Genomic DNA, 14425 nt, shown 5'->3' on the forward strand with positions numbered 1-14425 from the left:
CATGCCCCACACCCAGATGCCCGCCAGCTTTACCGAGATCGAGGACGCCACACTGCCGCCGCCGGAGGTCCGCGTGCTCGTCGTGGACGACGATCCGCGGAACCTGCTGGCGATGCGGGAAACGTTGGCCGACCTGGACGCCACGGTGATTCTCGCCCGCTCCGGCGAGGAGGCGCTGAAGCGCGTGCTCGACCAGGATTTCGCGGCGATCCTTATGGACGTCCACATGCCGGGCATGGACGGCTACGAAACGGCGGAGCTGATCCGCAACCGCCGCAAGTCGCGTCATATCCCCATCCTGTTCCTGACCGCCATCAACAAGGACGAGATGCACATCTTCCGCGGCTATTCCGCGGGGGCGGTCGATTACATGTTCAAGCCGGTGGACCCGGTCATCCTGCGCAGCAAGGTCACCGTCTTCGTCGAGCTGTACCGCAAGACGGAGGAGGTCAAGCGCCAAGCTGCCCTGCGCGAGCGGCTGATGGCCGAGAACTACCGCGTGCGGGCGGAGAAGCTGGAGGCCGAGCAGGCGCTGCGCCGGTCGGAGGAGCGGCAGGCAATGATCGCCCGTTCCCTGCCGATCGTGCTCTACACCGCAGGGCCGGAGCGCGGCACGCCCTTCCGCTACGTCACCGAGAATGTCGAGGCGCTGTTCGGCTTCCCCGCCGATCGCTTCCTGACGGATGGCGGCTTCTGGGAATCACGCCTGCATCCGGACGACCGCGAGCGCGCCGCCGTCCAGTTCGACGCGATGCGGCAGGGCGGCGTGTCCACCGTCGAATACCGCTGGCGCGCCGCCGACGGGCAGTACCGCACGCTCCTGGAGAAGGCCATGCTGCTGCCGGGCGAGGGCGGACGGCCGCCGGAACTCTGCGGCACGGTGCTGGACGTCACCGACACGCGGGAGCTTCAGCTCCAGCTCGCCCATGTCCAGAAGATGGAGACCATCGGCCAACTGACCGGGGGCATCGCCCACGACTTCAACAACATGCTGACCGTGGTCATCGGCAGCCTGGAGCGGCTGGGCCGCATGACCTTCGACGACCCCAAGGCGGCGCGGCGGGTGGAGATGGCCCTTCAGGCGTCGCTGCGCTGCTCCGACCTGACGCGGCGGCTGCTCGCCTTCGCGCGGCGCCAGCAGCTCCATCCCGAGAGCGTGGACATGGAGGCGCTGGTCCGCAACATGGGCGAGCTGATGGAGCGCACGCTGGGCTCGGCGATCACCGTCGAGATCGACAGCGCGCCGTCTCTGTGCCCGGCGCTGGTCGACCGCACGCAGGCGGAATCGGCCCTGCTGAACCTCGTCATCAACGCGCGCGACGCCATGCCGGCGGGCGGGACGTTGACCATCGCCACCGCGATGGTGGAGGCCGAGGAAGGGGACGCGGAGCTGCGCCCCGGACGCTATGTGCGGATGACGGTGAGCGACACCGGCTGCGGCATGCCGCCGGAGGTCCTGGCCCGCGCCTTCGAGCCCTTCTTCACCACCAAGGAGATCGGCAAGGGCACCGGCCTGGGGCTGAGCATGATCCACGGATTCGTGAAGCAGTCGGGCGGGTTGATCCGGGTGGAGAGCGAGCCGGGCCGCGGCACCTCCTTCCACCTCCATCTGCCCTGCGCTCCGGCGGCCGTCCGCCAGGCGAAGACGCCGGAGGAAATCGAGGACAGCGGTCCGCTGCCCGGCCAGGGCGAGGTGATCCTGGTGGTGGACGACGACCGCGACGTGCGTCAGGTCGCCGTCCTGACCCTCCAGGATCTCGGCTACACCGTGGTCGAGGCAGAGAACGGGCCGGAGGCCCTGGCCGTGCTGGCCGGGGAACCGCGGGTGGACCTTCTGTTCACCGATGTCGTGATGCCCGGCGGCATGAACGGGCTGGAACTGGCCCAGGAGGCGCAACGCCGCTATCCGGCCCTGAAGGCGCTTTATGCCTCCGGCTACGCCCATGGTGTGGCCGGCGGGCTGAGCGGCGAGGGGCCGGGTGCCGAGTTCCTGATCAAGCCCTACCGCGACCGCGATCTCGCCCGCGCCGTCCGCAAGGCGCTGTGCGGCGCCGTGGCTGATGCCTTCCCGGAGTTGAAGAGCGCCTGACGCTTGCCATCTCTATCAGACGCCGTCTCTGAATGGTCATTGTCGCCCTTTTGCCCCAACCGTGAGCGGGGCCGCGGTGTTCAGATGACGGTCGCGTTGCAATAAAGGAGTAGCCGACGTGTCCGCTGTCCGCCTGTCCGGGATTCGCTTCGCCTCGGTCCTGTGCCTTGGCCTGTCCGTCGCCCTTCCCCTGACCTCCGCGCCCGCCACGGCGCAGGTGTTCACCCAGGGCGGTTACGGCGCGCCGACCCAGACCAACCCGCAGGGCGGCCCGCTCGGCAACGGCGGCAACAACACCACCTTCGGCATCGACAACGACCTGCTGGGCAAGTTGGGCGGGGCCGCCGTCGGGGCGCTCGCCGGGTCGCAGATCGGCAAGGGCTCGGGCAACCTGCTGGCCATCGGTGCCGGCGGCCTGCTCGGCTACTTCGCCGGCGGCTATCTGATGGAACAGCTGAGCCCCGGCAGCCGCGACGCGGCGCAGAGCGCGGAGACCCGCGCGCTCGACGCGCCGGTCGGTCAGACCATCCGCTGGAACAGCCCGGACAGCGCCAACACTGGCGGCACCATCACCCCGATCCGCGCCGGGCGCGATTCCGCCGGGCGGGAGTGCAAGGAATTCCAGCACAAGGTGACCATTGACGGCCGCCAGGAATCCGCCACCGGCACCGCCTGCCGCGGCGACGACGGCCAGTGGCGCCTCGCCGCCAACCCGTAACGCAGGTTACAACCCAGCCTTCACGCCGACGGTGTGGACGAGCACCGTCATCGTGTCGGTCGGCACCTCCACCGTCACGGGGACGACGCGCCCGCTCTCCGGCGCGCGGGCGAACCACACGGTCGCCTTGCGCTCGACCCCCTCGGCGAAGAAGCGGTCGCGGTCGCGGTCGCCCTGGAAGCCGGCCACCGGGCGGACGGTGACCGCGCAGACCTCCGCCGTTCCCGTGGCGATGCGGTAGCGCGACGACGGCAGGTCGCCCTTGCCCTGCGGCGTCATGATGATGTCGTAACGGCGGCGCCCGTCATAGACGGGGTAGTGTCCGCCGCAGCCGCCCGCCCGGCTGGCGGTCAGAATCACCGCCGCTCCGGCGCTCAATGGATCGATGCTGCCCCGGCGGCTGTCCGGCGGCACCCGCGCCGCCTTGTCGGGGCTGAGCGGCGGGTCGGCGGTCACATCCACCCCGTCGGGGCCGAAGGACAGGGTCATGATGTCCATCTTGCGGCGCAAGCGGCGCTCGCCGCGGAAGCGGTCCGGCTCGGCGGTGCCCGCCTCCAGCCGTCCGGCGGACTCGGCGTGGTAGCGGAAATTGGTGAAGAGGCCGAGCCAGGGCACCGCTTCCGCCTCCAGCGCCGCCCGGTAGCGGCTGGCGCCCCCCTCCGCCTCCTCGGTCAGCACGACGCTGCCGCGCGCCAGGGAGACGCCGCCGCCATAGGCGGCGAAGTCCAGCTCCAGCGTGGCGGCCCGGCCCGCCGCCGGCAGAAGAATCAGCAGGCCGGCGGCCAGGAGAATCCGTTTCACGGCGAACGCCTCACGTCGATGGTCCGGCCTCCGCGACGACCAGATCCTGGTACTCCGGGTGGCGTTGGATGTATTTGGCCACGAAGGGGCAGACCGGCACAACCTTCTGCCCGCTGGAGCGCGCGTCCTCCAGCGCGCCGCGCGCCAGCGCGGAGCCGATGCCCTGCCCGGCCATGCTCTCCGGCACCTCCGTGTGGGTGAAGACGATGGCCCCGTCGCGCGTCTCGTACTCCACCACCGCGGTGGCGTCGCCCACGGTCAGCTCGTAACGGTTCCTGGCCGCGTTGTTTTTCACGTCTCCGCTCATTCCCCACCCTTTCCCTTCTCGTCGAAGCCGATCACCACCCCCTCGTCGGGCCGCAGGCGAAGGATGCCGGACACCGGTTCCCCGCCGCGGTCGAGATGGGTGGACAGCCGGATATGGGCACCCTCCGGCACCGCGTCCACCATCCGCTCCACCGCCGACAGGTTCAGCAGGATGCGGAAGCGGCCGGTGCCATGGCGGCGCTCGTAGACCAGGACATCGTCCTCCGCCGACACCGGATCGTAGCGCCCGACCGACAGGGCCGGCTCCGCCCGCCGCAGCGCCAGCAGGGCGCGGTGGAGCGCCAACATGGAGGACGGGTCGGCCGCCTGCGCCGCCACGTTCACCCGGTCATGGTCGGGACCGAGCGGCAGCCAGGGTTCGCCGGTCGTGAAGCCGCCCCCCGGGCCGCCGTCCCAGGGGATCGGCGTGCGCACCGGATCGCGGCCCAGCCCCAGGCCGGGGATGTTCTTCTCCCAGGGGTCCTGCACGCGGTCGGGTGGGATGGTGCCATCGGTCATCCCGATCTCGTCGCCCTGGTAGAGCGTCGGCGTGCCGCGCAGGGTCAGCAGGAGCATGGCCGCGACCCTCGCCTGCCCCGCCCCCAGCCGGCTCGCCACGCGGGAGCGGTCATGGTTGCCGAGCACCCAGTTCGGCCAGCCGCCGGGCGGCAGGGCGGCCTCGTAGGTGCGGATCAGCGCGGCCAGCGCCTTCGCCTCCCACGGGGTGGACAGCAGATGGAAGTTGAAGGGAAGTTGGAAGCCCGTCAGGTCGGCGCCGTAATAGGCCATGAGCTGGTCGATGGGCAGATAGGCCTCGCCGATCAGCAGCCGGTCGGGGCCGTACCCGTCCGCCACCCGGCGCATGGCGGCGATGGCGTCATGAACCTCCGGCTGGTCCACGGTGTGGAGGCGGATCACCCGCTGGACCGGCGACATGCCCTCCCGCCAGCCGGGGTTCGGCGGGTTGTCGCGGAACCGCGCGTCCTTGATCAGGTGGTGGATGGCGTCGACCCGGAAGCCGTCCACCCCACGGTCGAACCAGACGCGCAACGCGTCGAGCATGGCCTCGCACAGCGCCGGGTTGCGCCAGTTGAGATCCGGCTGCTCCTTCAGATAGGCGTGGTAATAATACTGGCCGGTCGCCGCGTCCCATTCCCAGGCGCTGCCGCCGAACTCCGACAACCAATTGTTGGGAGGCCCGCCGCCGGGGGCCGGGTCGTGCCAGATGTACCAGTCCCGCTTGGGATCGCTGCGGGACGAGCGGCTGGCCTGGAACCACGGGTGCCGGTCGGAGCTGTGGTTGGGCACGAAATCCAGGATCAGCTTCATGCCCCGGCGGCACAGCTCCGCCAGCAGCCGGTCGAAATCCTCCATCGTGCCGAACAGCGGATGGATGCCCGTGTAATCCGACACGTCATAGCCGAAGTCAGCCATCGGCGACGGGTAGATCGGCGACACCCACAGCGCGTCCACCCCGAGCGTTTCGAGGTGGTCGAGCCGGGCCAGTATCCCCGGCAGGTCCCCCACCCCGTCGCCGTTCGAATCCTGGAAAGAGCGCGGGTAGACCTGATAGATCACCCCGCTCTGCCACCACGCGAAGCCGTCCGCCATGAAGCCGTCCGCCATGAGCAGGCCCTCAGCCGATCAGCAGGGACTCGGCGCCGTCGATCCAGACGGGCGTGCCGGTGATGTGCTTCGAGCGGTCGGACGCCAGGAACAGGGCCAGTTCCGCCACGTCGGCGCTGCTGCCCGGCTTGCCGCGAGTCAGCGGGATTTCGCCGTCGGGATACTCGGCGGCCTCTTCGGCCTTCTCGGTGTTGCGCGACTGGGTGTTGTCCTGGATCGCGGTGTCGATCATCCCCGGACAGATGGCGTTGACGCGGATGCGGTGCTTGGCCAGTTCCAGCGCCAGCATCTGGACCATGGCGACCTGCGCCGCCTTGGTGCAGGAATAGGCGGTGGCGCCGGCGTTGCTGAACACCCGCGTGCCGTTGATCGAGGCGGTCACCAGCACCGACCCGCCGCCCGCCTTCTTCAGATGCGGCACCGCGTGGTGCAGCGTCAGGTAGGTGCCGCGCAGGTTGATGTTGATGGTGCGGTCCCATTCCTCCGGCGTCAGCTCGTCGATCGGCGCCCAGACGCCGTTGATGCCGGCGTTGGCGAAGACGATGTCGAGCCGCCCGTATTCCTGGACCAGCCGGTCCACCGCCCGCTTCACGGCCTCGCTGTCGGCGACGTCGGCGACCAGCGGAATCGCCTTGCCGCCCGCCGCGGTGATCTCCTCCGCCGTCTTGCGGATCTCGTCCTCGGTGCGGCTGAGCACGCCGACGCTCGCCCCGGCGCTGGCGAACAGGGTGGCGGATGCCTTGCCGATGCCCGACCCCGCCCCGGTGATGAGGGCGACTTTTCCGTTCAAATCCATGATGAAACCGGCTCCGCTGCTTGTGCTGGGACAGCAGAGCCAACCGATGGCGGCCGGGCCGGTTCCCGTCTTTCTAGGCGCCCGCAGCCGGCGCGCGGCGGTTCACCAGCCAGATGCCGGCGCAGACCAGCAGCATCGCCGCGGCGAGGCTGGCGCTGATCCGCTCGCCCAGCAGCAGGGCGCCGGACAGCACACCGAACAGCGGCGTCAGGAAGGTGAAGGCCGACAGGCGGGCCGCCGGGTAGCGGGCGACCAGCCAGAACCAGGCCAGATACGAGGCGAAGGCCACCACGACGATCTGAAAGGCGAGGCAGGCCAGCGCCAGCGGGCCGGGCGCGGTCACCCCCGTCTCGCCCATCAGAAGCGAGGCCGCCGGCATCACCGCCCCGGAGACGGCGAGCTGGTAGAACAGCACCTTGGTCGAGCTGGCGCGGACCAGCTTGCTGCCCTTGATCACCAGCGTGGTGGCCGCCCACAGCACCGCCGCCGCCAGCACCATCAGGTCGCCAACAATCTCGCGATTCGTCGGCAGGCGCAGCCCGTCGGCGAAGGCGACCGCCACCCCGACGAAGGCGCAGGCCAGCCCGGCGGCCTGGACGCCGCGCATCCGCTCCCCCGGCAGCAGCAGATGCGCGCCGACCGACACCAGGAAGGGCGCGGTGTAGAGAAACAGGATGCTGCGCGACACCGTGGTGTAGGACAGTCCGGCATAGACCAGCAGGAACTCCCCGGCGAACAGCAGCCCGGCCAACAGGCCAAGCCCCAGCGTGCCGTCCCGCTCGAACAGGCGCATGCCGCGCAGCGCCGCCCAGGCCCACAGCAGCGCCAGCGCGCCCAGCGAGCGCAACCCGCCCTGGAGCACCGGCGAGAATCCGGTCATGGCGACCTTGATGGCGACCTGCTGCAGGCCCCAGAGCAGGCAGAGAAGGACCAGCGTGGCGGAGGCGGCGCCGTCCAACTCCGCGCGGCGTTCGGTCATGGCGATGGCGGTCATGATGATGGCTGCGGCGGCGCGGCGGTCCACCGCCATCCCCACCGCACGTCCTCCCGGTTTTTCTTCCTTCGACGTGCAGAATGGGACGGCGCCGGGAAGCCGGTCAACGAACGCCTGCGAAGGGCAGACCCGCGCGTGGGCGCGCTGGCCCGGACGGACTTTTGTGCAATGCGGTACGCAGGCATGCCCATAATGCGCAGCTCACCGCCGTCCCGAGGTTCATATTGAACGGGCAATCGATGGCGCCGCCGTTGCGGCGTTCACCTCTTCCACGGCAAATCAACACCGAAAAAGGAACGGACGTGATCCACAAGATCATGGACAAGATCGACCGCGTCATCGCGCAGAAGCGTGAGACCGGCGAGCTTGATGCTTGGCTTTCGAACGGCATGGCCCGCCGTTACTGCCAGGAACTGACGGTTTCACAGAGGCACTATTATCCCGCCCTGCTGCTGTATGTGGAACGGCACGCCGGGATCGGGTGAGGCGGCGGTCACTCCGCTGCCTTGACCACCGGCCCCTCCAGGTCCGACCGCCGGGCGCGCAGGGTGGCGAGCTTACCTTCCAGCTTGCGGATTTTCTTATCGAGCTTCTTCGCCCGCTTGCCGTCCTTCTTGGAGACGGTGCCGCCACGCGCGGCGATGCGGGCGTTGATCGCCGCCTTGGTCTCGTCCGGCAGGCGTTTCCAGTGCCTCACCTCCGCGCGGGTGCGGAAGCAGCCCATGCAGCGGTCCGCCGCGTCGTAGCGGCAGAGCTTCGTGCAGGGATTGCGGGTGTCGTGCGTGCTCATAGCGCCATAGGATGGGTGCGGCAGAGCCGAAGGAAAAGCCCCGGCCGCCCCAGCCTGCGGACGATTCTCAAAAAAGCAGGTCTCCGATAATCAGGGCGTCACGCGCCCGGACAGGCAGGAGGCCCGCGCCCGCTCGTCCACCGCCGCCGCCGCGGCGCCAGCCTCCCCCTCCCCGCCATAGAGCGCGGCGGGAAGCGGCCGGCCGGTGGCCTCGCCCTCCTTGCGGTGCCAGGACAGGATGCAGGAGCACACCCGCACCGCCGCCTCCGTGGAGCCGGTGTTCCGCGCGGCGAAGGGGCTGGCCTCGCAGGCCGCAAGGAACTCCCGGTTCGCGTCGGTCCGCCCGCCGTCCGGCGGGTCGCCGCTGAACAGCAGCAGCGCCGCCAGCGACGCGAAGACGAACACGAACAGCAGCGAACGCGGGTTGCGGAACACGGGCGGGCCCCTCCCTTCAAGCCGAACGGATTTGGCGCAGGAACGCGCCGGCCTGCTCGCGCAGGGCCAGCGCCTGCCGGCCGAGGTCAGCGGCGGCGGAGCGCACCTCCGACGCCATGATGCCGGTCTCGTGCGCGGAGTCCGACACGTCGCGGACGCTGTGGGTTACCTCCGAGGTGCGGTCGGCGGCGCGCTGAACGCTGCGGGCGATCGCGCCGGTGGTGGCGTTCTGGCGATCGGCGGACTCGGCGATGCGGCCGACCAGATCGTTGACCGCGATCACCGTGCGCCCGATGCCGCCGATGGCCGTCACCGCGCTGCTGGTCACCGCCTGGATCTCCGCGACCTGCTGGGCGATCTCGTCGGTCGCCTTGGCCGTCTGGTTGGCGAGACCCTTGACCTCGTTGGCGACGACGGCGAAGCCCTTGCCGGCCTCGCCCGCCCGCGCCGCCTCGATGGTCGCGTTGAGCGCCAGCAGGTTGGTCTGCGCGGCGATGCTCTGGATCAGCGTCACCACCTCCCCGATCTTGCCGGCGGCGGCGGCGAGCCCTTCGACCGTGTGGTTGGTGCGCTCCACCTCCTCCACCGCGTTGCGGACCATGCGGGAGGACTCGTCGATCCGGCGGGACACCTCGACGATGGACGCCGTCAGCTCCTCGGTGGCGCCGGCCACGGTCCGCACGTCGTCGCTGGCCTCGCCCGCCGCACCGCTGACCACGGCGGCCTGCCCGCTGCTGCTCTCGGCGATGCCATGCAGGCGCTGGGCGTTGGATTCCAGCTGGGCCGTGGTGGCGCTCAGCGTCTCGACGACGCTCAGCATCGTTCCTTCGAAGTTGCGGGCGACCGCCTCCAGCGCGTCGCGGCGGTCCCGCTCGGCGCGGGCGCGCTCCTCCGCCTGGGCGGCGTCGAGCCAGGCCACCCGCTCGGCGTTCTCCTTGAAGACGCTCAACGCCTGGGCCATGCCGCCGATCTCGTCCTTGCGGCCCAGCGCCGGGACCTCGACCGACAGGTTCCCCGTCGCCAGCCGCTCCATGGCGCCGCGCATGGCGGACAAGGGGCGGAAGATGCGCCGCGACAGCAGCAGGCTGCCGCCGGCCACCAGGAGCGTCACCACGGCGCCCAGCCCGCCGATCATCGTCTGGGTGTCGCGGATCGGGGCGAAGAACTCCGCCCTCGGCACGCCGACATAGAGCACGCCGACCACCTTGCCGGACCGGTCCTTGATCGGGTCGTAGGCGGTGTAGAAGGGAACGCCCAGGATGTCGGCCTGCCCGCGGTACGGCTCGCCCCGGACCAGCACCGAATCATAGACCGGTCCCTTGGCCAGCTTGGTGCCGACGGCGCGCCCGCCGTCCGGCTTCTGGACGTTGGTGGTGACCCGCGTGTCGCCCATGAACAGCGTGGCGGTGCCGCCGACCAGCGTCTTCACCCGGTCCACCGGCTCGAAGAAACCGTTCAGAGCCCGGTCGTCGGCATACAGCGTGCCGTCGCGAACGCTGATGTCACGCCCGTACTGGTTCAGCACGTCCCAGGCGACGCGCATGTTGGTTTCCTGCCGCTCGACCGCCATGCGCTCCGCATAGCGGCTCAGCAACGTTTCGTTGACAGCGAAGGTGGCGCCCGTCAACACGACCAGCCCACCGACACACAGCGACACCGTCTTGCCCGAAAGTGACAGCGAGCCGACCCCCGTCAGCAACCCCATGGCGAACCCCCGCGCCCAATGATGCCCGTTGAATCCAGCGTTTCGTACCCCAACGAAGCGCAGCGTCCTAAAAGCGTCAGAGGCTCTTAACAAATCGTTCTGCGCTGCACCATGCTCCACCCGCGGCAGAGCGCGGCGCGTGCATTTTAGAGCGATTCAAATATATATGAACAGCTGTTCATATAGATTGACACCGAGACTCTCCGGCGTTAGGGTCCGCCCCGTCATTGGGGAGTAGCCACCCTCCAGCGAGAGGGGCGTGCGCCAACAGACTCGGGACCATCCTGCTTCAGGACGTCCCGTGGCGCACGCGGCAGCCGGACAGCGTCCGGCCGGTTCGGCAAGACCGATGGTGCGGACGCTCCCGAAGGCCAACCGGGGGTAGCCGTGCTGTCGTGTCCGTTTGGCCGGAGCCTGTTGCCATGTTCGGTGCCACCTCCCTCGCCCTCGCCGTCAGCCTTTCCATGGACAGCTTCGCCGCGGCGTTGGGCCGTGGCGCCGTTCAGAAGCGTCCCGGCCTGTCGGAGGCGTTGCGGGTGGGCTTCGCCTTCGGCGCCTGCCAGCTCTCGATGGCTTCCATCGGCTGGGCGGTGGGTTCAGCCTTCGCCGGCTTCGTCCAGGCGATCGACCACTGGATCGCCTTCGGCCTGCTGCTGCTGATCGGCGGGTCGATGATCCGCAACGCGCTCGCCGGGGAAGGGGACGACGAGGCGGCAGCCACCCGCTCGGGCTGGCTCGCCCTGCTGACCGTCGCAGTGGCGACCAGCATCGACGCCAGCGCGGTGGGGGTGGGCCTCGCCATGGCGGACGTGAACATCGCGGTGACCGCCAGCCTGATCGGCGTCGTCACCTTCCTGATGGGCTTCGGCGGCGTCCTGCTGGGCCGGGCCGCCGGCCCGCTGCTCGGCCGCCGGGCCGAACTGATCGGCGGCCTCGGCCTGCTCGCCATCGGCACCAAGATCCTGGTCGAGCACACCCTTCTGTAACGTCCAACCCTCGGCGGTCGCTGCCCTCAGGCGGCGACGGCGTGGATGGTATGGCCGGCGGCGACGGCGGCCACCGCCTGAGCGAGCAGGCCCGGACGCTCCTGAACCCGATCGCAGACCGCGCTGAAGTCGATGGACAGCGCCTGTTGTCCGCGGTCGCTCAATTCGCCGCAACGCCGCCCGGCGTGCTCCAGGGTCGCCACGGCGGCCCGGATGACCCCGGCCCCGATCTTCAACCGGCTGGCCCGCGTGGCCTCGGCAATGCGCGGCTCGTTCTGCGCCAGCCAGTGGGCCAGCCCTTGCGCGGCCAGCGCGAACTCCCGCTCCAGCGCCGCCAGATCGCACAGAACGGCTCCCTCGGGCAAATGGAGCCGGCCGTTGGCCGAGGGGAGCGACAGCGCCGCCGCGATAATCGCGGAGGCCAGTTCCTGCCCGGAAAAGGGCGTCATCATACAAGCGTTCATCGGTTCGCTCTCCAGCAGGACCCGGCGCCCAGTTGGGGCACGGACAATGTCAGGGCACGGACAATTGCGCGCGGGCCATGCCGCCATGCAGCGTGTCAAAGCAGACCACGCACTCCGGCGAGTCGGCGATGTAGGCCAGAACATCCGCGTAAGGGCCATCGATGTGGATGAGTTCCGCCCCGCGATCCTCGGCCGGCCCCCGGCTGTGGGTGATCGTCAGCATGTCCATGCGCGGGCCACGCCCGCCGGTGGTCGCCGCCAGCACCGTAGCCCGCTGCCGGTGATCAGACTGCCGGTGTTCGGGGCGCAGGGCGACCACGACGCCGGCGGGAGCGGCATCGTCGACACCGCGGAGGGCGTTCGGGCGGCTTCCGGGACGGACGGCGGAAAGGGTCTTGACCATGGCTCACCTCAAGGGCTCGGGCTGGCGATACGGACGGACTGGCTTGGCGGAAGGGGCGGACAATCGCCCCGCCTCACTGTTGGTATACCGTATCCCAGAACAATCTTAGCTTCAAGGCCGATTTCGCGAAATTTTCATCCCGCTCCGCAGCAAGACATCCTTTGACCCCAGAGTCCGGGCGGCTTTTCCACAGGGAGGAAAAGCGCAGCCTCCGCGCTGGACAGGCGGGCGCGGGCGTGCTCAGAGGATAGGGTCGGTCACTGTCACGGGAATCGGTCCATGGACCCGGTCGCCACTTCCGTCATCCTCGTCCACGGCGCCTTCGCGGACGGCTCCGCCTGGAGCCGCGTGATCCCCCTGCTCCAGACCCAGGGGCTGGAGGCGATCGCCGTGCAGAATCCGCTGACCTCGTTGGACGAGGATGTCGCCCACGTCCAGCGCGCCATCGACCGCGCCAAGGGGCCGGTGGTGCTGGTCGGCCATTCCTGGGGCGGGGCGGTGATCACCCAGATCGGGAATCAGGACAAGGTGAAGGCGCTGGTCTATGTGGCGGCCTTCGCGCCGGGGATCGGGCAGTCGCCGAACGACACGCTGAAGCCCTTCCCGCCCTCGCCCGGCCTGTCCAGCGTGGCGATGGACCGCGCGGGCTATCTGCATTTGTCGGCGGAGAGTCTGGCGGCGAACTTCGCGCAGGATGTGCCGGCGGCGGAGGCGGCGCTGCTGGCCGCGACGCAGGGGCCGGTCCATGCCGGCTGCTTCCGCACGCGGGTGACCGCCGCGGCGTGGGAGCACAAGCCGTCCTGGTACATCGTCGCCAGCGAAGACCGGATGCTTCCCCCGGCCTTCCTGCGGGCGACCGCCGAGCGCATCGGCGCGCGGACGGTGGAGGTCGGGGCCAGCCACATCCCGCACGCCTCCCGGCCCGACGCGGTGGCGGCGGTGATCATCGAGGCGGCGGGCGCCCGCTGACAGGCACCCGACCGCTCCCAATCACGATTTCAGGGGCACGATTTCAGGGGCACGGTTTCACGGCATCATCCGGCGGCGCAGCAGCAGGCGGGCTCCGGATCGGACTCGTCGTCGTTCGCGGCGACGCAACCATGCGCCGTGCCCAGCAGACGGTGGAGATAGTCGTTCCACAGCGACCCGCAGGCCGGGGCCGGCGGCGGAACGAACGGTGTCGGCGACAGATCCAGCGGAGGCGGTTCCGCGTGCCGGTCGAAGGTCATGGGCGTCTCCTCCAAAATGCCACCCGCCGACCGGCGGGCGTTGGCGCTTGCTGCGCTCTGATGCGCGCCACGATAGCGGAAGTCAGTGTCCTGCACAGCCTGTTCGAAAGCCACCCCACCTCTGGCATAGAAGCCGTCATAGAAGAGGGATCGGCTGGTCAGGCCCATCATTGGCACCCTTAGCTGTGCCGTGACGCCGATCCCTTTCGTCTGTTGATGAGGCGCAAAGCTGCATCGACATGGACACCGATTAGGAGAGAGGCGCGTCATGGCGAATCTTCAGAACATTCTCGGCACCCTTCTGGCCACCGGCATGGGAGGGCACAGCCGCAGGAGCCCGCAGGATCTGGGCTCGATCCTGAACCGGTCAGGGATGGGTGCCGGGCCGGCGATGCACGCCCGCGGCGGCATGGGCGTCGGCCCCATGGCCGGGCTGGGGGCGCTGGCCTACCTCGCCTACCGCGCCTATCAGGAGCGTCAGCAGAACATGCCTTCCTCCGGACAAAATCCGGCCCGCTCCGGGCAGCCGGGGAGCAGCCCGTGGGGGGCGCCGCCGTCCGGCTCGGGCAACACGCCGGGCGGCATCCTCGGCGGCATTCTCGGCGGGGCCGGTGCTTCCGGCGGCGGATCGCTGGGCGAACGGCTATCCCAGGTCTTCCAGCAGCGCACCGCTCCCCCGCCGGACGCCGCCCCGTCGGGATCGGGCGAAGGCGCCTTTCCCGAACTCGCCATGGAGGACCAGCACGCCCTGCTGCTGATCCGCGCCATGATCGCCGCCGCCAACGCCGACGGCGAGATTTCCGCGGCCGAGCGCCAGCGCGTCATGTCCGCCCTGGACGAGGCCGGCGGCGGCCCGGAGGAGCGGCAGATCGTGGAGCGGGAGTTGTCCCAGCCGCAATCGCTCGACTCGCTGGTCCGCTCCGTCACCGATCCGGACATGGCGGAGCAGGTCTATCTGGCCTCGCTGATGGCGGTGGACCGCGAGCATGAGGCGGAACGCGCCTATCTCAGCTACCTCGCCACCCGCCTGAAGATCGCCCCGCAACGGGCGGAGCAGCTCAACCAAGCGGCGTGACGGTTCCA

The 14425-nt window shown here is 69.8% G+C and carries 17 protein-coding genes and 1 riboswitch; of the genes, 6 read left to right on the forward strand and 11 right to left on the reverse strand.

What is annotated here, in order from left to right:
• Nucleotide 1 precedes the first annotated feature (1 nt).
• Nucleotides 2-2089, forward strand: coding sequence for a response regulator (locus tag DS837_RS05595; RefSeq protein ID WP_282187557.1), 2088 nt, complete (start codon nucleotides 2-4; stop codon nucleotides 2087-2089).
• Between the two features lie 118 nt (nucleotides 2090-2207).
• On the forward strand, nucleotides 2208-2807 hold the full coding sequence (locus DS837_RS05600) for an RT0821/Lpp0805 family surface protein (RefSeq protein WP_149163816.1): 600 nt from the start codon (nucleotides 2208-2210) through the stop codon (nucleotides 2805-2807).
• Nucleotides 2808-2813: 6 nt separating this feature from the next.
• Here the strand turns inward: DS837_RS05600 and DS837_RS05605 are convergent, their stop codons facing one another.
• The 5 genes from DS837_RS05605 to DS837_RS05625 form a co-directional block, all read right to left on the reverse strand.
• Entirely contained in the window at nucleotides 2814-3608 is a 795-nt protein-coding gene (locus DS837_RS05605) for a DUF3108 domain-containing protein (protein WP_149163817.1), read from the reverse strand.
• 10 nt (nucleotides 3609-3618) lie between these two features.
• Nucleotides 3619-3915, reverse strand: coding sequence for a GNAT family N-acetyltransferase (locus DS837_RS05610; protein WP_149163818.1), 297 nt, complete (start codon nucleotides 3913-3915; stop codon nucleotides 3619-3621).
• Nucleotides 3912-5540, reverse strand: coding sequence for an alpha-amylase family glycosyl hydrolase (locus DS837_RS05615; RefSeq protein WP_247889787.1), 1629 nt, complete (start codon nucleotides 5538-5540; stop codon nucleotides 3912-3914). Before DS837_RS05615 ends, DS837_RS05610 begins: the two co-directional genes overlap by 4 nt.
• A 10-nt stretch (nucleotides 5541-5550) precedes the next feature.
• On the reverse strand, nucleotides 5551-6336 hold the full coding sequence (locus tag DS837_RS05620; protein ID WP_149163819.1) for an SDR family oxidoreductase: 786 nt from the start codon (nucleotides 6334-6336) through the stop codon (nucleotides 5551-5553).
• 73 nt (nucleotides 6337-6409) lie between these two features.
• Nucleotides 6410-7366 (reverse strand): DMT family transporter, encoded by a 957-nt coding sequence (locus DS837_RS05625; protein WP_247889788.1) that lies wholly within the window; start codon nucleotides 7364-7366, stop codon nucleotides 6410-6412.
• Nucleotides 7367-7632: 266 nt separating this feature from the next.
• On the opposite strand from DS837_RS05625, the gene DS837_RS05630 reads away from it, so the two are divergent.
• On the forward strand, nucleotides 7633-7815 hold the full coding sequence (locus DS837_RS05630; protein WP_149163820.1) for a hypothetical protein: 183 nt from the start codon (nucleotides 7633-7635) through the stop codon (nucleotides 7813-7815).
• An 8-nt stretch (nucleotides 7816-7823) separates the two neighbouring features.
• On the opposite strand, the gene DS837_RS05635 is transcribed toward DS837_RS05630, so the two are convergent.
• The 3 genes from DS837_RS05635 to DS837_RS05645 all read right to left on the reverse strand — a co-directional run bounded on the left by DS837_RS05635 (nucleotide 7824) and on the right by DS837_RS05645 (nucleotide 10260).
• Nucleotides 7824-8120, reverse strand: a complete 297-nt coding sequence (locus DS837_RS05635) for a DUF1289 domain-containing protein (protein WP_149163821.1) — start codon at nucleotides 8118-8120, stop codon at nucleotides 7824-7826.
• 90 nt (nucleotides 8121-8210) lie between these two features.
• A complete protein-coding gene (locus tag DS837_RS05640; RefSeq protein ID WP_149163822.1) occupies nucleotides 8211-8555 on the reverse strand; it encodes a hypothetical protein in 345 nt (114 codons plus the stop codon).
• A gap of 16 nt (nucleotides 8556-8571) precedes the next feature.
• Nucleotides 8572-10260 (reverse strand): methyl-accepting chemotaxis protein, encoded by a 1689-nt coding sequence (locus DS837_RS05645; protein ID WP_247889789.1) that lies wholly within the window; start codon nucleotides 10258-10260, stop codon nucleotides 8572-8574.
• Between the two features lie 217 nt (nucleotides 10261-10477).
• Nucleotides 10478-10679: riboswitch (yybP-ykoY riboswitch) on the forward strand.
• A gap of 3 nt (nucleotides 10680-10682) precedes the next feature.
• Between DS837_RS05645 and DS837_RS05650 the strand changes: the two genes are divergently transcribed.
• On the forward strand, nucleotides 10683-11246 hold the full coding sequence (locus DS837_RS05650; protein WP_149163823.1) for a manganese efflux pump MntP: 564 nt from the start codon (nucleotides 10683-10685) through the stop codon (nucleotides 11244-11246).
• A 26-nt stretch (nucleotides 11247-11272) separates the two neighbouring features.
• Here the strand turns inward: DS837_RS05650 and DS837_RS05655 are convergent, their stop codons facing one another.
• Together DS837_RS05655 and DS837_RS05660 are read right to left on the reverse strand one after the other, a co-directional pair.
• Nucleotides 11273-11710, reverse strand: a complete 438-nt coding sequence (locus DS837_RS05655; RefSeq protein ID WP_170295752.1) for a hypothetical protein — start codon at nucleotides 11708-11710, stop codon at nucleotides 11273-11275.
• A gap of 49 nt (nucleotides 11711-11759) precedes the next feature.
• Nucleotides 11760-12113: a hypothetical protein gene (locus DS837_RS05660; protein WP_149163825.1), complete on the reverse strand. Its 354-nt coding sequence runs from the start codon at nucleotides 12111-12113 to the stop codon at nucleotides 11760-11762.
• Nucleotides 12114-12392: 279 nt separating this feature from the next.
• On the opposite strand from DS837_RS05660, the gene DS837_RS05665 reads away from it, so the two are divergent.
• Nucleotides 12393-13082: an alpha/beta fold hydrolase gene (locus DS837_RS05665; RefSeq protein ID WP_149163826.1), complete on the forward strand. Its 690-nt coding sequence runs from the start codon at nucleotides 12393-12395 to the stop codon at nucleotides 13080-13082.
• Between the two features lie 65 nt (nucleotides 13083-13147).
• Here the strand turns inward: DS837_RS05665 and DS837_RS32580 are convergent, their stop codons facing one another.
• Entirely contained in the window at nucleotides 13148-13342 is a 195-nt protein-coding gene (locus DS837_RS32580; RefSeq protein ID WP_246654055.1) for a hypothetical protein, read from the reverse strand.
• A 268-nt stretch (nucleotides 13343-13610) separates the two neighbouring features.
• Between DS837_RS32580 and DS837_RS05675 the strand changes: the two genes are divergently transcribed.
• Nucleotides 13611-14417: a tellurite resistance TerB family protein gene (locus DS837_RS05675; RefSeq protein WP_149163827.1), complete on the forward strand. Its 807-nt coding sequence runs from the start codon at nucleotides 13611-13613 to the stop codon at nucleotides 14415-14417.
• Nucleotides 14418-14425 lie beyond the last annotated feature (8 nt).

It is taken from the genome of Azospirillum brasilense, from assembly GCF_008365405.1.
GTDB lineage: Bacteria > Pseudomonadota > Alphaproteobacteria > Azospirillales > Azospirillaceae > Azospirillum > Azospirillum brasilense_D.